We start from the raw sequence: 22,247 nt of genomic DNA, 5'->3' as shown, positions 1-22,247 counted from the left end.
GCTAGGCTTTGTAAAAATGGGAAAATGAAATGACAGATAGTTCAGTCAAAAAATTAGGCTTTTTGATTTTTGATGGTTTCCCTATGGCGTGTTTGACATCGATGATTGAACCGCTGCGTGCGGCAAATGAGATTGTTGGAAAAGATGTTTTCAGTTGGCAGTTGGTTGGCGAAACACACAGCCGCGTTACATCTAGTGCTGCTGTTGGTTTTGATCCTGATATTGATTTGGATGGTGTGGATGGATTGGATTATCTTTATGTCCTAAGCGCGCCGCAGTCAGAGTTTAAGGATGCAAAGCATTCCAATGGTGTGTTGCGTCGATTAGTACAACATGGGATGTATATTGGTGGCATCAGTGGCGGTGTTTTTCCATTGGCGCGAGCTGGTTTGTTGGACGGATTTACGACAAGTGTGCATTGGTGCTATCGCGCCGCATTCGAAGCGGAATTCCCGCAATTAGAAACGGTTGATGATGTGATTTATTCGGATAGGTCGCGGACAACCGTTTCAGGTGCAGCCGCTGGTTTTGATGTTATGTTGAACCTGATTAAACAAGAACATGACTCTGAGGTCATGACAGAAGTTGCCTGTTGGTTTCAACACCCATTGGTGCGCGGGGCAGGGGTGCAACAACGTATTCCGACTGCGAATTCCAGTAGTACTGATGATATGCTGCCGCCTGCTATTCAAAAAGCGGTCCAGTTGTTTTCTGAAAGTTTGGATGAGCCGATTAGTGTGACAGAAGTCGCGGATATTGTTGGTTTGTCGCCACGTCAGATGGAGCGAAAGTTTAAACAGGAAACAGGACAAAGCCCTATTCATTTTTACCGTAGCAAACGCATGAATGCAGCACGCCAATTGGTGCAATACTCTGGGGTTTCAATGGCGCAAATTGCATTGGCAGTTGGGTATTCAACGTCTGCACTGTTGGTGAAATACTATACCGAGGAATTCGGGGTTACACCACAAGAGGATCGCGAAAAGGTGAATATGTTCCGTGTTAAAAAGAATGCGCCAGTGCCGTCTGTTTAAGACGTTTCACCAATGAAAATATACCCTGCGCCGTAAATGGTTTTTATCAATTTTGGGTTTTGAGAGTCGTCTTTCAACTTTGTCCGTAGGCGTGAAACGCGCACATCAATGGCGCGTTCAAAGTTATCATTGGCTGTCGTACCTAGATTATCCAAAATATATTCCCGTGTGATTAGACGGTTAGGCGCATCCAAAAACAAACGTAAAACTTGCGCTTCGGCAAAAGAAAGACTTTGAGTATCGCCAGACCGATCTGTCAGTGTGTGTTGATCAAAATCAGCAGTCCAACCTGAAAAATGTACTATCTGTTTTTGAACTTGTTCCACATCTTTACTGCGACGGAGTAAGGCGCGAACACGGGCAATCACCTCTGCCAATTCGAAGGGTTTGGTAATGTAATCATCTGCGCCCAGTTCAAGACCAGCGATTTTGTCTTGGATCATGGAACGCCCTGAAATAATGATGATGGCTGCACCACTTTCCAGTGCAATTTTATTAACCAAAGCCAAACCGTCTTTATCTGGTAAGCCTAGATCAATGATGCAAAGATCAGGTGATATAGTGCGCATATCGCGTTCAAATTCTAAGGCACGGCCATAGGATTTTGTTGCGAAACCAGCTTCAGACAACCCCTTTGATAACATCTCACGGATTTCGCCTACATCATCAAGGATGGTGACGAGTTTTTGGTCTGTTAGCATTGCATTGACTTTCTTTGGAAGAAATACATCAGATCATCGGCCTCGAATGGTTTATGCAGAACAGGGAATTTATTCTCTGCTTGAATGCGAAGGGGATCGGTTTTGGGGAGTGACGTAATGATCAGAATGGGAATGTCTTTTGATATTGTTTTTGCCAAATCGACACCAGTCAAATTGCCTTCTAACATAACATCAGTGATTATATGTGTGATGTCTGAAACTTGAACCAATTTTTGAGCTTCTTCAGCGCTATTGGTTTCGATTACGGCATGATTCATATCACGTAGATAGCCGCGAATATTTTCGCGTATTTCAAGGTTATCTTCCACAAGCAGCACCAGCCCAGGTTTTATATCGGCAGCAACGCTGTAAGGAATTCGCAAAGATACTCTTGCGCCTCCTTGGGGCGTATTGTCCAGTTTCACATGCCCTCCGCTGACTTTGGCAAAGTCAAACACTGTTGATAGTCCTAATCCACGCCCGACACGCCCTTTTTTCGATGTGTAAAACGGTGTGAAGGCATTTTGTATTGCTTCTTCGGAAAATCCCGTTCCTGTATCTGTGATCGTAAACTCCAACCAATTATCTTCAACGATATTGCTTTCAAGTTTTATACTTCCTGTGCCCTCAATGGCTTCGTTGGCGTTTAAAACAAGATTTAGTAAAGCGTCTTGTGTGAAGCCTTGGTCTAATAGAACTTTGGCATCGTCTAGATTGGTTTCTATTGTGACTGTGACGTCGTCTGCAACGGCAGCATAGGCAAGACGGCTGACACCATCCATAAAATCGTCGAATGATACAGGTTTGATGGTCAAGTTTCGTGTGGCGTCAATTGCAGAAAGACCATCCAATAATGCACCACCGCGTAAGGCAGCAGCTTTTGTTGTTGCGATGATTTCTTGCATATCATTGGATAACCCATCTTGGGTTTCCAATTTGTTTTGCTGGCCTAGAATGATCGTCAGTAGGTTGGCAAAATCATGCGCCATACCGCTGGTTAACTGCGCGGCTAATTCACGGCGCCTAGAATGCATCAATGCTTGACGAGCTTTACTTTCTTCGGTCACATCCATGGACAGCAGATATACACCTGACACTGCACCCGTTTCATCGATATCAGGTGTGAAAGCAACGCGGACATAGCGGTTATGATCTCTAAGACCCAGTTCGAAATAACTGGAATGACCTGCTAATGCCTCTTGGAATTTTGGGTTTAGCTGTTCATATGCTTCTTGCCCTACCGCTTCTTCAAAGGTCAAACCGATGATGTTTTTGGGGCGGGTTGGGATAACCGTATCAAGTTTATTGTTGGAATATGTATAAATCCCATTGCGATCTACTCGTGCGATATGGGCTGGTGTCATCGCGTTTGTTAAATTTAATCTTGCCTCGGATTCTGTAAGCTGTCTTTTGGCTTCTTCCAGTGCTGTAACAGATGCCGTGAGTTCTCGATTGATTTTACTAAGTTGCTGAGAGCGTGAGACCAGTTTTTCGGATAAACCATCGGAATGTATCTGCAATAGTTCTTCTTGATGTTTTATTTCGGTAATGTCTGTGTAAACCGTAACCCATCCACCTTGGCGTAACGGGCTGCCTTCGACAGAAATGGTCGTGCCATTTGCGCGCTTGCGTTCCATGTAATGGGGTTCGAACTCTTTTGCTTGGATAACCTTTTCAATGACATAAGCATCTATATCATCGATAACTCCGTATTCGCCGCGCTCCGCTAAAAAACGGATTGTATCGCGAAAAGTAGCGCCAACTTGAACCAAATTTTCTGGCAGTTCAAACATATCTTTGAAACGTCTGTTGGCGACGATAAGTTTTAAATCGCGATCATAAATTGATATCGCTTGCTTGATCAGATTCAGGCCTGACCGTGTCATTTGGTCTATTTCTAATGCTCTACTATCCATTCCAAATGGTTAGCATTAGGGCATATAAAATGACCAGACACTATATTTTTGCGTTTGTTACATTTCGAAACATTTCGGAAATACTTCTGAAAAACACATTCCTCAGGTTAAGCTCTATACATGTCTTAGATTCGGTTTCTCTAAGGCACGCGTCATATGACGTGAGGGAGGAAAAATGACCGATACACATTCTGCAGCGGCACTGGATACAGTGCCAAAGCTTTTAGCGCGCAATGCATCTAAATATCCTAATGCCGCGGCTTACCGCGAGAAAGAGCTTGGGATTTGGCAGAGTTGGACTTGGGCTGAGACAGCGCAAGAGATTGAAAATCTTGCGCTTGGGTTTTTGGATATGGGTGTAAATGTCGGCGATCACATTGCTATCGTAGGCAGTAATCGCCCACATTTATATTGGTCAATGGTGGCTGCGCAATCTGTAGGCGCAGTACCTGTACCTCTTTATAAAGACGCTATTGCTGAAGAGATGGCCTATGTGCTGGAGCATTGTTCGGCGCGTTTTGTTGTGGCTGAAGATCAAGAACAAGTTGATAAGATTATTGATGTTAAGGACGATTTGAAGACACTTAAATCAATCGTTTATTTGGATCCGCGTGGGATGCGAAAATACGATAAATCTGCATTGTTTGAATATACGGATGTGCAGGCTAAGGGTGCAACGGCAAAGGCCGATTTAATGCCTGAACTGCAAAAGCGTTTGGATATGCAAGGGGCAGATACGACCTGTGTGATGCTATATACGTCTGGCACCACAGGTCGGCCTAAAGGCGTAGTTTTGTCCAATCACAACATTATCGAAACGGGCCGTACGACCAGCGAATTTGATAGCTTGACTGTCAATGATAGCGTTCTTGCTTATCTGCCAATGGCATGGGTGGGTGACTTCATCTTCTCGATTGGTCAGGCGTATTCGGCAGCGTTCTGCGTGGCGTGCCCTGAAAGTGGCGACACGATGCAACATGATCTGCGTGAGTTGGGGCCAACGTATTTCTTTGCCCCTCCGCGATATTTCGAGGGTATGCTGACGACAGTTCAAATCCGTATGGAAGACGCAGGGAAATTTAAGCAATGGTTGTTTAAGTATTTCATGGATCATGCATCAGTGGTTGGTCCGAAATTGTTGGATGGCATGTCTGTAGGTTTAATGGACAAGCTTAAGTATCACTTTGGTAAGGTGTTTATCACGGGCCCGTTGAAGAATACGCTTGGCTTAAGTCGTGTGCGGGTGGGGTATACTGCGGGTGAAGCTATTGGGCCTGAGTTGTTTGATTTTTACCGTTCCTTGGGTATCAATCTGAAACAGCTTTATGGTCAAACAGAAGCGAGTGTTTTCATTACACAACAGCCTGATGGTGGTGTTCGTGCTGATACCGTTGGCGTTCCATCCCCAGGTGTTGAACTGCGAATTGATGATCGCGGTGAGGTTTTCTACCGCTCTCCTGGGGCTTTTGTTGAATATTATAAGAACCCGAAAAGCACCAAAGAAACGAAGGATAAAGAAGGTTGGGTTGCCACGGGTGACGCTGGCTTTATCGAGAAAGACAGTGGGCAATTGCGGATCATTGATCGTGCCAAAGACGTTGGTAAGATGAATGATGGATCAATGTTTGCGCCGAAGTTTGTTGAGAACAAATTGAAGTTCTTTTCTAATATTCTAGAAGCTGTTGTGTTTGGGGATCAGCGCGACGAATGTGTTGCTTTTATCAATATCGACCTTACGGCCGTGGGAAATTGGGCAGAGCGTAATAATATTGCCTATTCATCCTATCAAGAACTGGCGGCACATCCGCAAGTTTATGAAATGATCCAAAAGAATATTGAAGAGGTAAATGCATCGGTTGCTCAGGACGAGATGTTGTCGGGTTGTCAGGTCAGTCGTTTCCTTATCTTACACAAAGAATTGGATGCGGATGATGGTGAAATGACACGGACACAAAAAGTGCGCCGCAATATCATTGGTGAAAAATACGAAGACTTGTTGAACGCGCTTTATGGTGGTGCTTCTGAAATCTTTACGGAAACAGAAGTCAGCTATGAGGATGGTCGTAAGGGATCTATTTCTGCAACATTAGAAATTCGTGATACGGCTGTACAGCCACGTACAAAGGTGGCGGCATGAATATGCAAGACAGTTATATCACGGTAGACGGACGCACGATTGGTGCACCTGTTATGGAGATGAAGAATATCACACTGCGCTTTGGTGGTGTAGTGGCGATTAAAGATATCTCTTTTGATATTCGCGAAGGTGAAATTCGCGCAATCATTGGCCCAAACGGTGCTGGTAAGTCATCTATGCTGAACGTGATCAATGGATTTTATCACCCACAAGAGGGCGAGGTTTGGTTTCGCGGCGCAAAACGCAAGCCGATGAAGCCACATCAGATTGCGAAACAAGGTTTGGCACGGACCTTCCAAAATATTGCTTTGTTCAAGGGCATGTCGACGCTGGATAATATTATGACAGGTCGTTTGACGCATATGAAATCAAACATGGTCAGCCAAATGGCGTGGTGGGGTAAGGCCCAAGACGAGGAAACCGCGAACCGCGAAGTTGTTGAGAAAATCATCGACTTTTTGGAAATTCAAACCATCCGTAAAACACCTGTTGGGCGTTTGCCATATGGTTTGCAAAAACGCGTGGAACTTGGGCGCGCTTTGGCCGCTGAACCAAAGTTGTTGCTGTTGGATGAACCAATGGCAGGCATGAACGTTGAAGAAAAAGAGGACATGTCCCGCTTTATTCTGGATGTGAATGATGAGTTTGGCACAACGATTGCATTGATTGAACACGACATGGGCGTGGTGATGGATATCGCTGATCGTGTTGTGGTGATGGATTATGGACAAAAGATTGGCGATGGAACACCTGATGAGGTGCGTAGCAATCAAGCTGTGATCGACGCATATTTGGGGGTGTCACATGACTGATTTTAGGACGCTAAAAACAATAGGGGGCTTCTATGTCTGCTGATTTTTACTATGCCATAGAAGTGATCTTAAACGGATTAATGGCTGGGGTGATGTATTCACTGGTGGCGCTTGGCTTTGTTCTGATTTTCAAAGCGTCTGGTATTTTCAATTATGCCCAAGGAGTTATGGCATTGTTTGCTGCGCTGACGTTGGTTGGGTTTCAAAATGGCGAAATACCATTTTCACATTTGATTAATGCGGTATTTGGGACGGATATACACCACTTTGGTTGGCATATGCCTGCTTTCTTTGCGATCCTCTGCTCTTTAGCCGTAATGATCCTGTTTGCCTTTTTGGTTGAAAAATACATCCTGAAACATCTGGTTAATCAAGAACCTATTATTCTGTTCATGGCGACCATTGGTTTGGCTTATTTCATGGAAGGTTTTGGCGACCTGATGTGGGGGGCTGATATTAAGAAGCTTGATGTTGGTATTCCGCAGGGTGGTAATATCTGGCTGGAAGAAAATACAGCTTTCTTAGGTGGTGATGATTTTTATGGGTTCTATATTGATAACCTTGATATCTGGGCCACGATCTTTGCTGCGATCCTTGTGATCAGTCTGGTAATCTTTAGCCAATACACAAAAACGGGCCGTGCATTACGCGCTGTTGCAGATGATCACCAAGCAGCATTGTCCGTTGGTATTTCACTACGATCCATTTGGGTGATTGTTTGGGCAATCGCAGGATTTGTGGCACTTGTTGCGGGGATTATGTGGGGGTCTAAATCAGGGGTTCAGTTCTCCCTGTCTTTGATCGCACTCAAGGCGTTACCTGTTTTAATGCTTGGTGGATTTACATCCATCCCGGGTGCGATCATCGGCGGGTTGATCATTGGCGTCGGTGAAAAACTATTTGAATTCTTAATTGGCGCGCCGTTCTTGGGTGGTGCCACAGAAAACTGGTTTGCCTATATGTTGGCCTTATTATTCCTAGTCTTCAGACCCCAAGGTTTGTTTGGCGAAAAGATTATTGAGAGGGTGTAAAGATGCTGTACCGTGAAGCAGGTGATTTCAAAACATCTTATGCAAAAGACCAACAAACCTTTCCAATTGCGTTTGATCGTTGGGGGTATTTCATCACAATCGCATTTGCGTTTTTGGTGGTACCCTTTTTGATCAATGACTATTGGGTCAATGCGGTTGTGTTACCATTTTTGATTTACTCAATCGCTGCGATTGGCTTAAATATTCTTACGGGGTATTGTGGGCAGGTCAGCCTTGGGACTGGTGGTTTTATGGCTGTTGGGGCTTTTTCAGCTTACAAGTTAATGACGGCTTTCCCTGAATTGAGTATGATTATTGTTATCTTACTGTCAGGTGGCGTAACGGCATTTGTTGGAATCTTATTCGGTCTGCCAAGCCTGCGGATCAAAGGGTTCTATTTGGCCGTGGCGACATTGGCCGCACAGTTTTTCCTCGTTTGGATGTTTAACAAATTCCCATGGTTTTATAATTACTCAGCTTCCGGTCAAATTTCAGCCCCAGAACGCAGTGTTTTTGGATTTGCTGTTACGGGTGCGAATGTAACGCCTGCAGTGAGTTATTTGTTCTGTCTATGCTTTGTCTTTGTCTTAGCTTGGGCCGCGCGCAATCTGACTCGCGGAGCCAACGGGCGCAAATGGATGGCTATCCGTGATATGGATATTGCTGCAGAAATCATTGGTGTTGATCCGTTAAAAACCAAACTTACGGCCTTTGGTGTCAGCTCATTCTACATTGGTATAGCAGGAGCTCTGTTGTTTGCGATTTATCTTGGTGCTGCTGAAGTTGGTGAAGCGTTTGATATCAGCAAATCATTCCTTGTGCTCTTTATGATTATCATTGGCGGCCTTGGCTCAATCTTTGGATCATTCGCAGGGGCCGCCTTTATGGTGCTGATGCCCGTTCTGTTGAAAAACATCATGGTTGGGTATCTTGGCTGGCCAACAGATTTGGCATCACATTTCCAATTTGTCATTGTGGGCGGTTTGATCGTGATTTTCCTAATCCTAGAACCTCACGGTTTTGCACAATTATGGCGTCTTGCAAAAGAAAAATTAAGACTTTGGCCCTTCCCACATTAGGGCCCAATACCACGCGCCGCAAAGGCGCATCACAATATGTCAACCTATAGGGAGGAACCTGACATGAAACTAACCAAACTGGCAGCAGCAGCTGTCGCGGCATCAATCGCCGCAACTCCAGTTTTGGCGGACCTAGTGTTCCCATCATTGGATTACAGAACAGGCCCATATGCAGCGAACGGTATTCCGTTTGCAGATGGCTATGCGGATTACTTTACGCTTGTGAATGCGCGTGACGGTGGCATCGGTGGAGTTGCTGCGAAAGTGATTGCTTGTGAGACAGGCTATAACACTGAAAAAGGTGTTGAGTGTTATGAGTCTACAAAAGGTGAGGGTGCACTTGTGTATCAACCGCTTTCAACGGGTATTACATATCAGTTGATCCCAAAAGCAACTGCGGATGGTATTCCTGTGCACTCAATGGGGTACGGACGTACGTCAGCAGCGAATGGTAAGGTGTTTTCAAATATCTTTAACTACCCTGCAAACTATTGGAATGGTGCTAGCCATGCTGTGAACCATGCGATTGCCGACAGTGGTGGTGACATTAGCGGTAAAACAATTGCGCTTGTCTATCACAACTCTGCTTATGGTAAGGAGCCTATCCGTACGCTGGAAGAACTGTCCAAAAAACACGGTTTCAAACTAAGCTTGTTAGCTGTGGATCACCCAGGCCAAGAACAAAAATCGCAGTGGTTGCAAATTCGTCGTGAAAAACCAGACTACGTATTCATGTGGGGCTGGGGTGTTATGAACCAAGTGGCAATCCAAGAAGCTGCGAACATCCGTTACCCAATGGATAAATTTGTAGGTATTTGGTGGTCTGGCTCTGAAAATGATGTTTTGCCAGCAGGTGACGGTGCAAACGGTTATAAAGCTTTGGCAATGCACAATGTTGGGTCTGATTTCCCAGTGTTTGATGACATTAAAAAGTATGTTGTCGATGCGGGTAATGCAGCGGGTGCTGGCGACCAAGTTGGTACAGTGCTTTACAATCGCGGCATGTACGCAGCTATGTTGGCTGTAGAAGCGGCGAAAACAGCGCAAGAAATTCACGGCACTGCAGATATTACACCTGCGATGATGCGTGATGGCATGGAAGCTTTGGTTATTGACGAAGCGAAGATGACTGCACTTGGTATGCCGAACTTTGGCCCAACATTTAGCGTATCGTGCGAAAACCACGGTGGCCCAGGTTTGGGCGCGATCAGCCAGTGGGATGCATCTGCGAAGAAGTGGTCTTTGATCTCTGGTTTTGAGCCATCGGATAATGAAATTATCAATGCTTTGATCGCAGAAGATAGTGCTGCATTTGCTGCAGAAAACAACATTGCAGAAGGCTGTAAGTAAGCCCTGTTAAATTGTCTCTGGCCCATGATTGGGCCAGAGGTTCCTATTGAATTTTTACCTGTTGGAAACACCCATGTTGGATGACACAAACATACAAGAGAAATTGCTGGAAGTGAACAATATTGAAGTGATTTATAATCACGTGATCCTTGTTTTGAAAGGTGTAAGCCTGTCGGTTCCCAAAGGTGGTATTACGGCACTTTTGGGTGGCAATGGTGCTGGTAAGACCACAACGTTAAAAGCCATATCCAACTTACTACATTCTGAGCGCGGAGAAGTCACAAAGGGCACAATTACCTATCGTGGGAGCCCTGTTGCTGACCTTAATCCTGCTGCCTTAGTGAAGTCTGGTGTGATCCAAGTGATGGAAGGGCGCCATTGTTTTGAGCATCTAACTATCGAAGAGAATTTGCTGACTGGCAGTTATACGCGCCGTGCAAGCCGTGCAGAAATTACACGGGATCTGGATCTGGTATATGAATATTTTCCCCGATTGAAAGAACGTCGTAAAAGTCAGGCGGGATATACATCGGGCGGTGAACAACAGATGTGCGCGATTGGGCGAGCTTTGATGTCGAAACCTGAAACTGTGTTGTTAGATGAGCCGAGTATGGGCTTGGCGCCACAATTGGTGGAAGAGATTTTTGGGATCGTAAAAGACCTGAATGAAAAAGAAGGTGTTTCATTTTTATTGGCTGAGCAAAACACAAACGTAGCTTTGCGGTTCGCACATTATGGCTATATCTTGGAATCTGGTCGTGTTGTTATGGATGGTCCTGCCGCAGAATTGCGCGAAAATCCTGATGTGAAAGAATTTTATTTGGGTATGTCGGATGAAGGTCGCAAATCATTTCGCGATGTGCGCAGTTATCGTCGCCGCAAAAGATGGTTAAGCTAATGGTGGGTTTTTACGATACATTGGAAACGCGATCTGATGATGAACGTGCTGCAGATTTTGCAAAGGTTTTGCCCGTCGCTATTGCAAATGCTAAAATGAATGCTGCGGGGTTTGCTGAAAGTTTTGCAGATATTAACCCCGATCAAATTACATGCGTTGAAGATTTGGTGAGATTACCAGTGTTGCGAAAATCTGGTTTGTCTGATGCACAGAAAAAACGACGACCTTTGGGTGGGTATGCCGCTTTATCAATGGATAAAGTGCACCACGTTTTCCAATCACCAGGCCCAATTTATGAAATGGGGCAACGGGATAAAGATTGGTGGCGATTTGGTCGGTTCTTAAATGCTGCGGGTATTGGTATAGGCGACATCATTCAAAATACGTTTTCGTATCATTTTACTCCCGCTGGAATGATGTTTGAAAATGCGGCTGCGGCGGTTGGGGCTACAATTATTCCAACAGGACCGGGGCAGACGGAATTGCAAGCACTGGCTGCAGCAGACCTAGGGGTAACAGCCTATGCAGGTACGCCAGATTATTTGGGCCGTATCTTGGGAAAAGGGGATGAATTGGGTTTAGACCTTTCATCAATTCGTGCAGCGGTAGTAAGTGGTGGACCGTTATTCCCACAAATGCGCCAAGCGTACCAAGAGCGCGGCATCCAATGTTTGCAGGCCTATGGTACAGCTGAACTAGGGAATATCGCTTATGAAACATCTGCAATGGAAGGCTTGATTGTTGATGAAGGTGTGATTGTTGAGATTGTAATACCAGGTACTGGAAAGCCCGTTGCAAATGGTGAAATTGGTGAAGTTGTTGTGACCAGCTTAAATGCTGATTTTCCTTTGATACGCTTTTCTACAGGCGATTTATCGGCTGTTATGACAGGCAAAAGCCCATGTGGAAGAACGAATATGCGCATTGTTGGTTGGCGTGGCCGTGCAGACCAAGCCACAAAGGTAAAGGGTATGTTTGTACGCCCTGAACAAGTTGCTACGCTTGTAGAGCGGCATCCCGAGGTATCAAAAGCGCGTATCGAAGTAGATAACGATGGTAAAAGCGATATCATGCGTGTGAAACTTGAAACTAACGAAGGTGATTGTGCAAAATATCAAGCGAGTATCAAAGATATTTTGAAATTACGCAGTGAAATTGAGATTTGTGCTCTGGGCAGCCTTCCCAAAGATGGTTTGGTTATTCATGATCTGCGTGATGTGAATTAATCTGCTGAGAGTTTTAAATAACCGTATAAAATGATAATGTTGACTCCGCTTGGATTTTCCATTTCAATACCAATATATGAACGAACGTTCATTTAATTAGATAAAGCCTAGGAGCATTTATGTCAGATACAATCGTAATTGTTGGAGCGGCACGCACGCCTATGGGAGGGTTCCAAGGGGACTTTCAAAATACACCAGCCCCCGAACTTGGTTCAGCTGCAATCAAAGCAGCTGTGGATGCCGCTGGTATAAGTGCGGATAAAGTGGATGAAGTATTGATGGGTTGTGTGCTGCCAGCCGGTCTGGGTCAAGCACCTGCGCGTCAGGCTGCATTGGGCGCTGGACTACCGCAATCTGTACCCTGTACAACCGTGAATAAAGTTTGCGGTTCAGGAATGAAGACAATCATGACTGCCCATGATCAATTGAAGGCTGGTAGTCAGGATATTATGGTTGCAGGTGGTATGGAAAATATGAGCCTTGCGCCTTATCTATCTGTTAAAACACGTGGTGGTGCCCGTTTAGGCCATGTGGAGATGAAAGATCATATGTTCCTTGATGGTTTAGAGGATGCCTATGACAAAGGTAGCCTTATGGGGCACTTTGCTGAGCTATGTGCAAAAGAGCATCAATTCACGCGTGAGGCGCAGGATGATTATGCTTTAACGTCTTTGTCTAATGCGATTGAAGCTGAAAAGACGGGTGCGTTTGATGGGGAGATTGCAGCATTTACAGTGAAAACGCGTAAGGGTAATATTGTAATCGATGCCGATGAACAGCCATCAAAAGCACGCCCTGATAAAATCCCTACATTACGCCCAGCATTTGATAAAGATGGGACTGTCACAGCTGCGAATGCGTCATCAATTTCAGATGGCGCTGCTGCCGTTGTGATGATGTCTGAAGATAAGGCTCAGGAATTAAATACTCCAATTAAAGCGCGGATTGTTGGGCACGCAAGTCATGCACATGAGCCAGAATGGTTTACGACCGCTCCCGTTCCTGCGGCTCAAAAACTAATGGAGAAGATCGGTTGGTCTGTCGATGATGTTGATCTCTGGGAAGTGAATGAAGCTTTTGCAGTCGTTCCAATGGCGTTTATGCAAAAACTGGGTATTTCACGTGATAAGATCAATGTGAATGGGGGCGCATGTGCATTGGGCCATCCAATTGGTGCCTCTGGTACGCGTATTGTTGTCACACTTCTGAATGCTTTGGAAAAACGCGGATTAAAACGTGGGATCGCTGCAATCTGTATTGGTGGTGGTGAAGGAACTGCAATTGCTGTTGAACGGGCGTAAGTATGGAACTTAGTTCCAATATTTCCGCTGTTGTAACAGGTGGGGCATCTGGTCTTGGAGGGGCTGTTGTTGATGGTTTGTTGGCTAAGGGTGTTAAGGTCGCCATTTTAGATATAAATACCCCCACAAAGGAGACAGATGCTGTTTTTTGCCAAACAGATGTGACCGATCCTGAAAGTGTTATGACAGCTTTGGAAAAAGCACGTAAGGCAAATGGTCAGGAACGTATTTGCGTCAACTGTGCGGGTATTGCACCAGCTGCTAAAACTGTTTCACGGGGGGCTGCACATGATGCGGCGCTGTTTCAAAAAGTGATTAACGTGAATTTGGTAGGCAGTTTTAATGTTAGCAGCCAATCCGCATTGGGTATGTCAAAAGCTGACACACTGAATGAAGACGGTGAGCGGGGTGTTATTATAAACACGGCTTCTGTTGCTGCGTTTGAAGGGCAAATTGGGCAGATTGCTTATGGTGCTTCTAAAGGGGGGGTTGCGGCAATGACGATCCCTATGGCGCGGGATTTGGCAAAGCTTGGAATTCGCGTGATGGCGATTGCTCCTGGTATTTTTGGCACGCCAATGGTGACGGCATTTCCACAAGACGTACAGGATTCACTTGCATCAAATATCCCATTCCCAAATCGACTGGGGTCACCAAATGAGTTTGCAAAACTTGCGATGCATATCGCTGAAAATAGCTTTCTAAATGGCGAAGTCATCCGTCTTGATGGAGCAACACGGATGCAACCACGTTAAAGGGGGTCATATGAATTTTGAACTGACAGAAGAGCAAAACCTTATCTTTGAAATGGCCTATAACTTTGGCCAAGATACAATCGCACCACATGCTCTGCAATGGGAAAAAGATGGAACGATTCCCCGCGATGTTTTAACATCTGCCGCCGAACTTGGGTTTGGAGCAATGTATGTACCCGAGGATAAAGGCGGTGCTGGTCTGTCGCGTTTGGATGCAACGCTTGTTTTTGAAGCGTTGGCCATGGCATGTCCTGCAGTGTCAGCGTTTATTTCTATTCATAATATGTGTGCAAATATGATTGCGAAACATGGTTCTGATACAGTCAAAACAGAATGGTTGGATAAGCTGGTTTCGATGGAAGCCTATTGTTCTTATTGCTTAACAGAACCAGGCTCTGGGTCAGATGCCGCTGCATTGCGAACTAAAGCGACACGTACAAATGAAGGCTATTCATTGACGGGTAATAAAGCTTTCATTTCTGGTGGTGGTTATGCTGACCTATATTTGGTTATGTGCCGCACTGGCCAAGATGGCCCAAAAGGCGTGTCCGCAATTACAGTTCCAAGTGGGTCTGATGGGTTGTCCTTTGGTGGCTTAGAGCAAAAAATGGGTTGGCGTGCTCAACCTACTGCACAAGTTCAGATGGATGATTGCCATGTAGCAGCGGATAACTTGTTGGGTGAAGAGGGCAAAGGGTTCAATTATGCTATGGAAGGTTTGGATGGTGGGCGTCTGAACATTGCGGCTTGTTCATTAGGTGCTGCAAGCCAAGCATTGAAAATTGCTGCGACTTATATGGGTGAACGTAAAGCTTTTGGTAAATCGATTGATCGATTTCAAGCGTTGCAATTTAAACTAGCGGATATGGAAACGAAGGTGCAAGCATCCCGTATTTTCCTACGGCAAGCTGCATGGAAGTTGGATGCAAATGCAACGGATGCAACGAAATACTGTGCGATGGCAAAACTGTTCGTGACGGATACATGCTATGATGTCACGAACGATGCTTTGCAACTTTTAGGCGGGTACGGATATCTTGAAGATTACGGTATTGAAAAGTTGCTGCGTGATATTCGTGTGCATCAAATTCTAGAGGGCACAAATGAAATTATGCGCGTTATCATCAGCCGTGCATTCCTAGACGAAAGAGATCGCTCGTGACTGATATCAATATAAGAATAACTGGGCGTGTTGGACACATAACCTTAACACGACCGCAGGCCTTAAATGCTTTGAATCATGCCATGGCTTTGGCAATAGAAAAAGCTTTAGACGCTTGGGAAAAGGATGATAATATCGCCTTCGTTCTAATCGATGCCGAAGGAGAAAAAGCATTTTGTGCAGGTGGGGATATTGCTGATTTTTATAGGCAAGGTACGACAGGGAACCATAAAGGTGCACGGAGTTTTTGGCGAGACGAATATCGGTTGAATGCAAAGATTGCTAATTATTCTAAACCTTATGTGGCCCTTATGGATCGTATCGTTATGGGTGGCGGTGTTGGTATTTCTGCGCATGGATCGCATCGTATTGTTACTGATCGAACAATGCTTGCCATGCCAGAGTGTGCGATTGGATTATTACCCGACGTAGGTGGTACTTATCTTCTTGCAAATACTCCAGGTGCATGCGGTGAATATCTAGGATTAACGGGTGCACACCTATCAGGTGCCGATTGTTTATATGCAGGTGTGGCGGATTACTATATTCCCTCAGAGAAGCTAAATGAATTACACGATGCCTTGTTACAAGATGGTGATTTAAGTGTTCTAGAAGCATTCCACGAAGCGCCTGGATTGTCGCGTCTACAGGAACAGCAGCCCATTATTAATTCTGTCTTTAGTTTAGAGACCATTCCCGAAATGATGGCTATGCTCGCCGACATTGGGAGTGATTTTTCGATGAAGGCCTTAAAGGCTTTTAAGCATGGGGCGCCTTACTCACAAATGGCGACATTGATTGCTATTCGTGATGCGCGAAATGGTGATCTGGAACAAGCTTTGCGCAATGAATATCGTTTCGTGAGTATTTCTACGACCGAAGGAGAATTTCTTGAAGGTATTCGTGCCGCGGTTATTGATAAAGACCGTAATCCAGTTTGGAAGTTTCCAACACTAGCGGATGTACCAAAGACTTTGTTGGCAAAGATGCATCAAGCAGCAGAAGATGGTGATTTTAAGTTGTAAGGAAAATACCATGACAAAGACGATTGAGATTACGCAAAAAGACGGTGTTGTACTGGTCCGTTTGAACCGCCCTAAGCAATTGAATGCTTTGAACATGGAATTAAAAAATGAGATATTAGCTGAGCTACCTAAACTAGACAAAGACCCTTCTGTGCGGTGTTTCGTTCTAACTGGTAATGAAAAAGCATTTGCTGCAGGTGGGGATATCAAGGAAATGTCTGTGTTGTCCTATGCTAAAGCGGCTGCAGAGGATTATTTTTCCGATTGGGATGTTTTCGTAAATATGCGCACACCAAAAATTGCTGCGGTAAATGGCTATGCGCTGGGTGGAGGTTGCGAATTGGCGATGATGTGTGATTTCATTATTGCAGGTGAGGGTGCCCAATTTGGACAACCAGAAATCAAACTTGGTATCATTGCTGGTATGGGTGGGTCGCAACGTATGACTAAATTAATTGGTCGTGCGAAATCCATGGATATGCACTTAACAGGGCGCATGATGCCAGCGGATGAAGCACTTGCTTGTGGTTTAGTGGCACGCGTCGTTCCTGATGATCAAGTGCTGGAAAATGCTTTGGCAGCCGGGGTGCAAATCGCAGCTTATTCTAAGCCAGTCACTGCCTTGGTGCGTGATGTGGTCAACCGAGCGGATGAAACAAGCTTGGCAGAAGGGTTGTTCTTTGAACGTCGTGTATTCCACTCACTGTTTTCGACAGAAGATCAAAAAGAAGGCATGAATGCTTTTATTGAAAAACGTAAGCCGAACTTCAAAGATAAATAATCAGATGAAAAGTTTGACATAAACTGGTTTGCTTATTATAAGAACGAACGTTCATTTAATTAAGGATTAACATGGCGCGCTTAAAAGGATCTGTCGGGGCAGAAACGAAGGTTGCGATATTATCGACAGCTTTGCCAATGATTGCACAATATGGGTATTCGGCAGTCTCTATGCGCCAAATCGCGGAAGCTGTTGGTGTGAATGTCAGTGCTCTTTACAATCACTTTCCAAACAAACAACAAATCCTTTTAAGGCTTATGATAGATCATATGGATAGTCTGATGGCTGCATGGGATAATCAAGATATCCGTGGGAAAACTGCCCAGGAACAACTTGAAATTTTCACACGTTTCCACATTCGATTTAATGTCGAAAAGCCAAAAGCAGTTTTTATTTCGTTTATGGAATTACGTTCTCTTGAGCCTGAAGGTCACAAAACAATCGAAAAGCAACGGCGCGTTTATGAAGATATTTTGCGCGACATTATTCGTTCCGGAATAAATTCTGGGGTATTTCATACCTCAGATGCGCATGTTGCAGCGATGTCGGTTCTTGGCTCTTTAAACGGGGTTAATACATGGTTTCGTGCTGAGGGTCGTATGAGCCAAAAAGAAATTGAAGACACATATGTAGACCTGACTTTGCGCAGTGTCGGTTACGAAATTAAAGGAACATGATATGTTTAATTCCACAATGAATTTCAATCTAGGTGACGATATTGATGCTCTGCGTGAAACTGTACGCCGTTTTGCAGCGGATGAAGTTGCTCCTCGTGCGGCAGAAATTGATGCAACAAATGAGTTCCCGATGGACTTGTGGGAAAAACTTGGTGCTTTGGGTTTGCATGGGATCACAGTACCAGAAGATGATGGTGGCGTAGATATGGGTTATCTCGCGCATTGTGTGGCGATCGAAGAAATCAGCCGTGCCAGTGCATCTGTCGGGCTTTCGTACGGTGCTCATTCTAATCTATGTGTAAATCAGATTAACCGTTGGGGAACTGTAGAGCAAAAAGCGAAGTACCTACCGAAGTTGATTTCAGGTGAGCACGTTGGTTCACTTGCTATGTCAGAGCCAGGAGCCGGTTCAGATGTGGTTTCGATGAAACTACGTGCGGATAAGCGTAATGATGGGTTTTTGCTGAATGGTAACAAAATGTGGATTACAAATGGTCCAGATGCAAACACCCTGATCGTTTATGCAAAATCTGATGCAGATGCCGCATCGAAAGGGATTACGGCATTTTTAGTTGAAAAAGGCATGGAAGGTTTCTCGACAGCGCAAAAGCTGGATAAACTTGGGATGCGTGGGTCGAACACCTGTGAGCTGGTCTTCAAAGATTGCTTCATTCCATTTGAGAACATTCTGGCCGAGGAGGGTATGGGCGCCACTGTATTGATGTCTGGCTTGGATTATGAACGCGTAACTTTGGCTGCTGGCCCGCTTGGAATTATGGCTGCGGCTATGGATGTTGTTGTGCCTTATGTGCATGAACGCGAGCAGTTTGGGAAGCCCATCGGAACCTTCCAGCTGATGCAGGGTAAACTGGCTGATATGTACACGACTATGAATGCTTGCCGTGCCTATGTTTATTCTGTTGCGCAAGCTTGTGATCGTGGTGAAGTGACACGTAAAGACAGCGCAGGATGTATATTATATGCAGCTGAGAAAGCCACCCAAATTACGTTGGAGGCTATCCAATGTTTAGGTGGAAATGGCTATACGAATGAATACCCTACAGGCCGATTATTACGTGATGCTAAGCTGTATGAAATTGGCGCGGGCACCTCTGAAATTCGCCGTATGCTAATCGGGCGTGAATTGTTTAACGAGACGAAAGCATAAAATGCTTACCAAAGCCGTTACATATGAAGATTTAAAGGCTAGGTTCTCGTGGAATATTCCTGAGTTTTATAATATGGGCGTCGATGTCTGCGATAAGTGGGCTGAGATAGACCCTGAACGTACAGCTCTGATCGATTTAACTTCTGGTGAGCGTGTTGATGTTAGCTTTGCGGTGCTGCAATATCTATCTGATCGATTAGCAGTTCGTTTGCGCGATCTTGGCATAGGGATCGGCGATCGTGTTGGTGTGTTTCGCAGTCAGTCTGTTTGGACGGCTGCAGCACATATAGCTATTTGGAAGTTAGGCGCGATTTCTGTTCCGTTGTTTGCCCTGTTTCGTACAGCGGCATTGCAAACAAGACTTGGAAATTCTGGGGCAAGTGTTGTTATTACAGACCAAGAGGGCGCATTTATTTTGTCAGGTCTTCAGGATCATTTACCTGAGCTTAAGCATGTCATTGATCCCGAGAATGCAACATTTGATAATGATACGGCCTTTACACCTGTTAAGACTGGGCCAAACGATCCAGCAATTATTATCTATACATCGGGCACAACAGGTGCACCAAAAGGTGCGTTGCTAGCACACCGCGTTTTATTGGGGCACTTACCTGGGGTGGAGATGAGCCATGATTTTTTGCCGCAAAAAGATGACTGTTTATGGACACCTGCTGACTGGGCTTGGATCGGAGGTTTGTTAGATGTTTTAATGCCAGGATTGCACCATGGAATCCCTGTTGTTGCAGCTCGGATGGATAAATTTAATGCTGAGGGTTGCCAAAGGATTATCGAAGAAGGGCAGGTCAAAAATGTGTTCTTTCCCGCCACTGCATTGAAGCACCTTAAAGCCGAAGAAGCATCAATCAAAGGTTTACGCACGGTTGCATCTGGTGGCGAAGCTTTGGGTGCAGAGTTGTTAGAATGGGGACGCGAAAATCTTGGTTTGACTATGAATGAATTTTACGGCCAAACAGAATGTAATATGATCGTCTCATCTTGTAGTGAGCTGTTTGAAAATAAAGACGGTTGTATGGGGCGACCTGTTATTGGGCATGATATAGCAATCATCGATGAGGATGGCCATACAACGGACAAAGAAGGTGATATTGCGGTTCGTGCGGGCACACCTGTTATGATGTTAGAATATTGGCAAAATCCCGTTGCGACAGCAGATAAATTTCGCGGTGATTGGTTGGTAACAGGAGATCGCGGCATTATGGAGAACGGGTATGTCCGTTTTGTTGGGCGTGATGATGATGTCATTAATTCTGCTGGGTACCGTATTGGTCCAAGTGCAATTGAAAACTGTTTGCTTGGGCATCCATGTGTGGAAGCCGTAGGGGTAGTGGGCAAAATTGATGATGCACGTGGTGAGATTATTAAAGCTTATGTGAAATTAAAAGCTGATGTTCATGGCGATAATGCTCTGGTTCTCGAGTTGCAAGATCATGTTCGCACTGCGCTTGCTGCGCATGAATATCCACGTGAAATAGAATTCCTAGAAACGCTACCTATGACAGTAACTGGTAAGATAATGCGCAGGGAATTACGTGCGCATGCAAATGGTGAAATGGAAACCGTATAATGGCTATAATTGAGACAAAATTAAACCCACATTCGCCACATTTCGCCGAAAATGTAAAAGCGAATGAAGTGTTTTTGAGTGATATGTCTGTACTTGCTGCAAAGATATCATTGGGAGGAAGAGAGGCTTCTCGTGCACGCCATGTATCTCGCGGGAAATTGTTGCCACGAGATCGTATCGCTGGCTTATTGGATGTTGGCTCACCGTTTTTAGAAATAGGTTTGTTTGCAGCACACAACGTTTATGAGACGGATTTACCAGCCGCAGGTGTGATTGCAGGTATAGGGTGTGTTGAGGGTCGTGACTGTATGATCTTATGTAATGATGCCACTGTAAAAGGGGGCACGTATTATCCGTTAACTGTGAAAAAGCATTTGCGTGCGCAAGAGATCGCAGAAGAAAACAATCTGCCATGTATTTATTTGGTGGATAGCGGTGGTGCAAATTTACCGAACCAAGATGAGGTATTTGCGGATAAGAACCATTTTGGGCGTATATTTTACAATCAAGCGCGTATGAGTGCGAAGGGTATAACTCAAATTGCTGTGGTTATGGGGTCATGTACTGCTGGTGGCGCATATGTGCCCGCAATGTCAGATCAGACTATAATTGTACGTGACCAAGGAACGATTTTTCTTGCTGGCCCACCATTGGTAAAAGAAGCGACAGGTGAAGTGATCGATGCCGAAACTTTAGGCGGCGGTGATACACATACGCGTCTTTCTGGTGTTGCAGATTATCTTGCCGAAGATGATAAACACGCCTTAGCTTTGGCAAGGCAATGCGTTCACAATTTAGGCAGGGGAAAAACATCTGTTCCTGTGGGCGGCGAATTACCAAAACTCGACCCTGAAGAATTATTAGGGATTGTTCCTGCCGACCCGAAAACGCCGTTTGATATCAGAGAAATCATTGCGCGCATTATTGATAATTCAGATTTTGAAGAGTTCAAAGCTCGGTTTGGTACAACATTGGTATGCGGGTTTGCTAAGATTGACGGTATTCAGGTGGGCATCCTAGCTAACAACGGGGTGTTGTTTTCAGAAAGCTCACAAAAGGGAGCCCATTTTATTCAGTTGTGTTGCCAACGCAAAATACCACTTTTGTTTTTACAAAATATCACAGGTTTTATGGTTGGTTCGAAATACGAGGCAGGCGGCATTGCAAAAGATGGGGCAAAACTTGTTGCCGCAGTCTCCTGTGCTGATGTACCAAAAGTGACTGTCGTTGTTGGTGGCTCTTATGGCGCTGGGAACTATGGCATGTGTGGGCGCGCTTACAGCCCAAGATTTATGTGGATGTGGCCAAATGCAAAAATTTCGGTCATGGGCGGGGAGCAGGCTGCGGGTGTCATGGCAACTGTGACACGCGCAGCTATAGAGGCAAAAGGCGGCACATTTTCGGGTGATGATGAAGTTAAGCTAAAACAACCAATATTGGATCAATTTGAAGAACAATCTCAGCCGCTTTATGCGTCTGCACGCCTTTGGGATGATGGCATTATTGATCCTCGAAAGACGCGTGATGTTGTTGCGTTATCTTTAAGGGCTGCTTTGAATGCGCCTGTTAAAGATACACAATTCTCTGTGTTCAGAATGTAAAGGTAGGG

The 22,247-nt window shown here is 45.0% G+C and carries 19 protein-coding genes; 17 read left to right on the top strand and 2 right to left on the bottom strand.

Going from position 1 to position 22,247, the window contains the following annotated elements; translation table 11 throughout:
* Positions 1 to 29 precede the first annotated feature (29 nt).
* Positions 30 to 1,034, top strand: a complete 1,005-nt coding sequence (locus F9L33_RS10885; protein ID WP_226804093.1) for a GlxA family transcriptional regulator — start codon at positions 30 to 32, stop codon at positions 1,032 to 1,034.
* On the opposite strand, the gene F9L33_RS10880 is transcribed toward F9L33_RS10885, so the two are convergent.
* Together F9L33_RS10880 and F9L33_RS10875 are read right to left on the bottom strand one after the other, a co-directional pair.
* Positions 1,031 to 1,735: a response regulator transcription factor gene (locus tag F9L33_RS10880; RefSeq protein ID WP_152142810.1), complete on the bottom strand. Its 705-nt coding sequence runs from the start codon at positions 1,733 to 1,735 to the stop codon at positions 1,031 to 1,033. The two genes, F9L33_RS10885 and F9L33_RS10880, sit on opposite strands and share 4 nt — an antisense overlap.
* On the bottom strand, positions 1,729 to 3,651 hold the full coding sequence (locus F9L33_RS10875) for a PAS-domain containing protein (protein ID WP_226804091.1): 1,923 nt from the start codon (positions 3,649 to 3,651) through the stop codon (positions 1,729 to 1,731). Before F9L33_RS10875 ends, F9L33_RS10880 begins: the two co-directional genes overlap by 7 nt.
* Positions 3,652 to 3,826: 175 nt before the next feature.
* On the opposite strand from F9L33_RS10875, the gene F9L33_RS10870 reads away from it, so the two are divergent.
* The 16 genes from F9L33_RS10870 (at position 3,827) to F9L33_RS10795 (ending at position 22,239) form a co-directional block, all read left to right on the top strand.
* Entirely contained in the window at positions 3,827 to 5,788 is a 1,962-nt protein-coding gene (locus tag F9L33_RS10870) for an AMP-binding protein (RefSeq protein ID WP_152142809.1), read from the top strand.
* Positions 5,785 to 6,600: an ABC transporter ATP-binding protein gene (locus F9L33_RS10865; protein WP_152142808.1), complete on the top strand. Its 816-nt coding sequence runs from the start codon at positions 5,785 to 5,787 to the stop codon at positions 6,598 to 6,600. Before F9L33_RS10870 ends, F9L33_RS10865 begins: the two co-directional genes overlap by 4 nt.
* A gap of 32 nt (positions 6,601 to 6,632) precedes the next feature.
* Entirely contained in the window at positions 6,633 to 7,631 is a 999-nt protein-coding gene (locus F9L33_RS10860; RefSeq protein WP_152142807.1) for a branched-chain amino acid ABC transporter permease, read from the top strand.
* Between the two features lie 2 nt (positions 7,632 to 7,633).
* Positions 7,634 to 8,710, top strand: a complete 1,077-nt coding sequence (locus tag F9L33_RS10855) for a branched-chain amino acid ABC transporter permease (RefSeq protein ID WP_152142806.1) — start codon at positions 7,634 to 7,636, stop codon at positions 8,708 to 8,710.
* Positions 8,711 to 8,773: 63 nt separating this feature from the next.
* Positions 8,774 to 10,060, top strand: a complete 1,287-nt coding sequence (locus F9L33_RS10850) for an ABC transporter substrate-binding protein (RefSeq protein ID WP_152142805.1) — start codon at positions 8,774 to 8,776, stop codon at positions 10,058 to 10,060.
* 73 nt (positions 10,061 to 10,133) lie between these two features.
* On the top strand, positions 10,134 to 10,958 hold the full coding sequence (locus F9L33_RS10845; RefSeq protein WP_152142804.1) for an ABC transporter ATP-binding protein: 825 nt from the start codon (positions 10,134 to 10,136) through the stop codon (positions 10,956 to 10,958).
* Between the two features lie 2 nt (positions 10,959 to 10,960).
* Positions 10,961 to 12,184, top strand: coding sequence for a phenylacetate--CoA ligase family protein (locus F9L33_RS10840; RefSeq protein WP_152142942.1), 1,224 nt, complete (start codon positions 10,961 to 10,963; stop codon positions 12,182 to 12,184).
* Positions 12,185 to 12,303: 119 nt separating this feature from the next.
* Entirely contained in the window at positions 12,304 to 13,485 is a 1,182-nt protein-coding gene (locus tag F9L33_RS10835) for an acetyl-CoA C-acyltransferase (RefSeq protein WP_152142803.1), read from the top strand.
* A 2-nt stretch (positions 13,486 to 13,487) separates the two neighbouring features.
* A complete protein-coding gene (locus F9L33_RS10830) occupies positions 13,488 to 14,240 on the top strand; it encodes an SDR family NAD(P)-dependent oxidoreductase (protein WP_152142802.1) in 753 nt (250 codons plus the stop codon).
* Positions 14,241 to 14,250: 10 nt separating this feature from the next.
* Positions 14,251 to 15,402, top strand: a complete 1,152-nt coding sequence (locus tag F9L33_RS10825) for an acyl-CoA dehydrogenase family protein (RefSeq protein ID WP_152142801.1) — start codon at positions 14,251 to 14,253, stop codon at positions 15,400 to 15,402.
* Positions 15,399 to 16,427, top strand: coding sequence for an enoyl-CoA hydratase/isomerase family protein (locus F9L33_RS10820; RefSeq protein WP_193222024.1), 1,029 nt, complete (start codon positions 15,399 to 15,401; stop codon positions 16,425 to 16,427). Before F9L33_RS10825 ends, F9L33_RS10820 begins: the two co-directional genes overlap by 4 nt.
* A gap of 10 nt (positions 16,428 to 16,437) precedes the next feature.
* Entirely contained in the window at positions 16,438 to 17,208 is a 771-nt protein-coding gene (locus F9L33_RS10815) for an enoyl-CoA hydratase-related protein (RefSeq protein ID WP_152142799.1), read from the top strand.
* 71 nt (positions 17,209 to 17,279) lie between these two features.
* On the top strand, positions 17,280 to 17,885 hold the full coding sequence (locus tag F9L33_RS10810) for a TetR/AcrR family transcriptional regulator (RefSeq protein ID WP_152142798.1): 606 nt from the start codon (positions 17,280 to 17,282) through the stop codon (positions 17,883 to 17,885).
* Position 17,886: 1 nt separating this feature from the next.
* Positions 17,887 to 19,053: an isovaleryl-CoA dehydrogenase gene (locus F9L33_RS10805; protein WP_152142797.1), complete on the top strand. Its 1,167-nt coding sequence runs from the start codon at positions 17,887 to 17,889 to the stop codon at positions 19,051 to 19,053.
* A gap of 1 nt (position 19,054) precedes the next feature.
* Positions 19,055 to 20,638 carry an AMP-binding protein gene (locus F9L33_RS10800; protein ID WP_152142796.1) on the top strand — a complete coding sequence of 528 codons (1,584 nt, stop codon included), beginning with the start codon at positions 19,055 to 19,057 and terminating at the stop codon, positions 20,636 to 20,638.
* Positions 20,639 to 20,721: 83 nt separating this feature from the next.
* On the top strand, positions 20,722 to 22,239 hold the full coding sequence (locus tag F9L33_RS10795; protein ID WP_304505327.1) for a carboxyl transferase domain-containing protein: 1,518 nt from the start codon (positions 20,722 to 20,724) through the stop codon (positions 22,237 to 22,239).
* Positions 22,240 to 22,247 lie beyond the last annotated feature (8 nt).

The organism is Amylibacter sp. SFDW26, from assembly GCF_009184395.1.
Classification (GTDB): Bacteria; Pseudomonadota; Alphaproteobacteria; order Rhodobacterales; family Rhodobacteraceae; genus Amylibacter.
This window is presented reverse-complemented; position numbering and strand designations above follow the sequence as displayed.

Excerpts from the sequence above, each read along its gene's own strand:
- F9L33_RS10885 (WP_226804093.1), top strand. The coding sequence starts at position 30 with ATGACAGATAGTTCAGTCAAAAAATTAGGCTTTTTGATTTTTGATGGT.
- F9L33_RS10880 (WP_152142810.1), bottom strand. The coding sequence starts at position 1,735 with ATGCTAACAGACCAAAAACTCGTCACCATCCTTGATGATGTAGGCGAA.
- F9L33_RS10875 (WP_226804091.1), bottom strand. The coding sequence starts at position 3,651 with ATGGATAGTAGAGCATTAGAAATAGACCAAATGACACGGTCAGGCCTG.
- F9L33_RS10870 (WP_152142809.1), top strand. The coding sequence starts at position 3,827 with ATGACCGATACACATTCTGCAGCGGCACTGGATACAGTGCCAAAGCTT.
- F9L33_RS10865 (WP_152142808.1), top strand. The coding sequence starts at position 5,785 with ATGAATATGCAAGACAGTTATATCACGGTAGACGGACGCACGATTGGT.
- F9L33_RS10860 (WP_152142807.1), top strand. The coding sequence starts at position 6,633 with ATGTCTGCTGATTTTTACTATGCCATAGAAGTGATCTTAAACGGATTA.
- F9L33_RS10855 (WP_152142806.1), top strand. The coding sequence starts at position 7,634 with ATGCTGTACCGTGAAGCAGGTGATTTCAAAACATCTTATGCAAAAGAC.
- F9L33_RS10850 (WP_152142805.1), top strand. The coding sequence starts at position 8,774 with ATGAAACTAACCAAACTGGCAGCAGCAGCTGTCGCGGCATCAATCGCC.
- F9L33_RS10845 (WP_152142804.1), top strand. The coding sequence starts at position 10,134 with ATGTTGGATGACACAAACATACAAGAGAAATTGCTGGAAGTGAACAAT.
- F9L33_RS10835 (WP_152142803.1), top strand. The coding sequence starts at position 12,304 with ATGTCAGATACAATCGTAATTGTTGGAGCGGCACGCACGCCTATGGGA.
- F9L33_RS10830 (WP_152142802.1), top strand. The coding sequence starts at position 13,488 with ATGGAACTTAGTTCCAATATTTCCGCTGTTGTAACAGGTGGGGCATCT.
- F9L33_RS10825 (WP_152142801.1), top strand. The coding sequence starts at position 14,251 with ATGAATTTTGAACTGACAGAAGAGCAAAACCTTATCTTTGAAATGGCC.
- F9L33_RS10815 (WP_152142799.1), top strand. The coding sequence starts at position 16,438 with ATGACAAAGACGATTGAGATTACGCAAAAAGACGGTGTTGTACTGGTC.
- F9L33_RS10810 (WP_152142798.1), top strand. The coding sequence starts at position 17,280 with ATGGCGCGCTTAAAAGGATCTGTCGGGGCAGAAACGAAGGTTGCGATA.
- F9L33_RS10805 (WP_152142797.1), top strand. The coding sequence starts at position 17,887 with ATGTTTAATTCCACAATGAATTTCAATCTAGGTGACGATATTGATGCT.
- F9L33_RS10800 (WP_152142796.1), top strand. The coding sequence starts at position 19,055 with ATGCTTACCAAAGCCGTTACATATGAAGATTTAAAGGCTAGGTTCTCG.
- F9L33_RS10795 (WP_304505327.1), top strand. The coding sequence starts at position 20,722 with ATGTCTGTACTTGCTGCAAAGATATCATTGGGAGGAAGAGAGGCTTCT.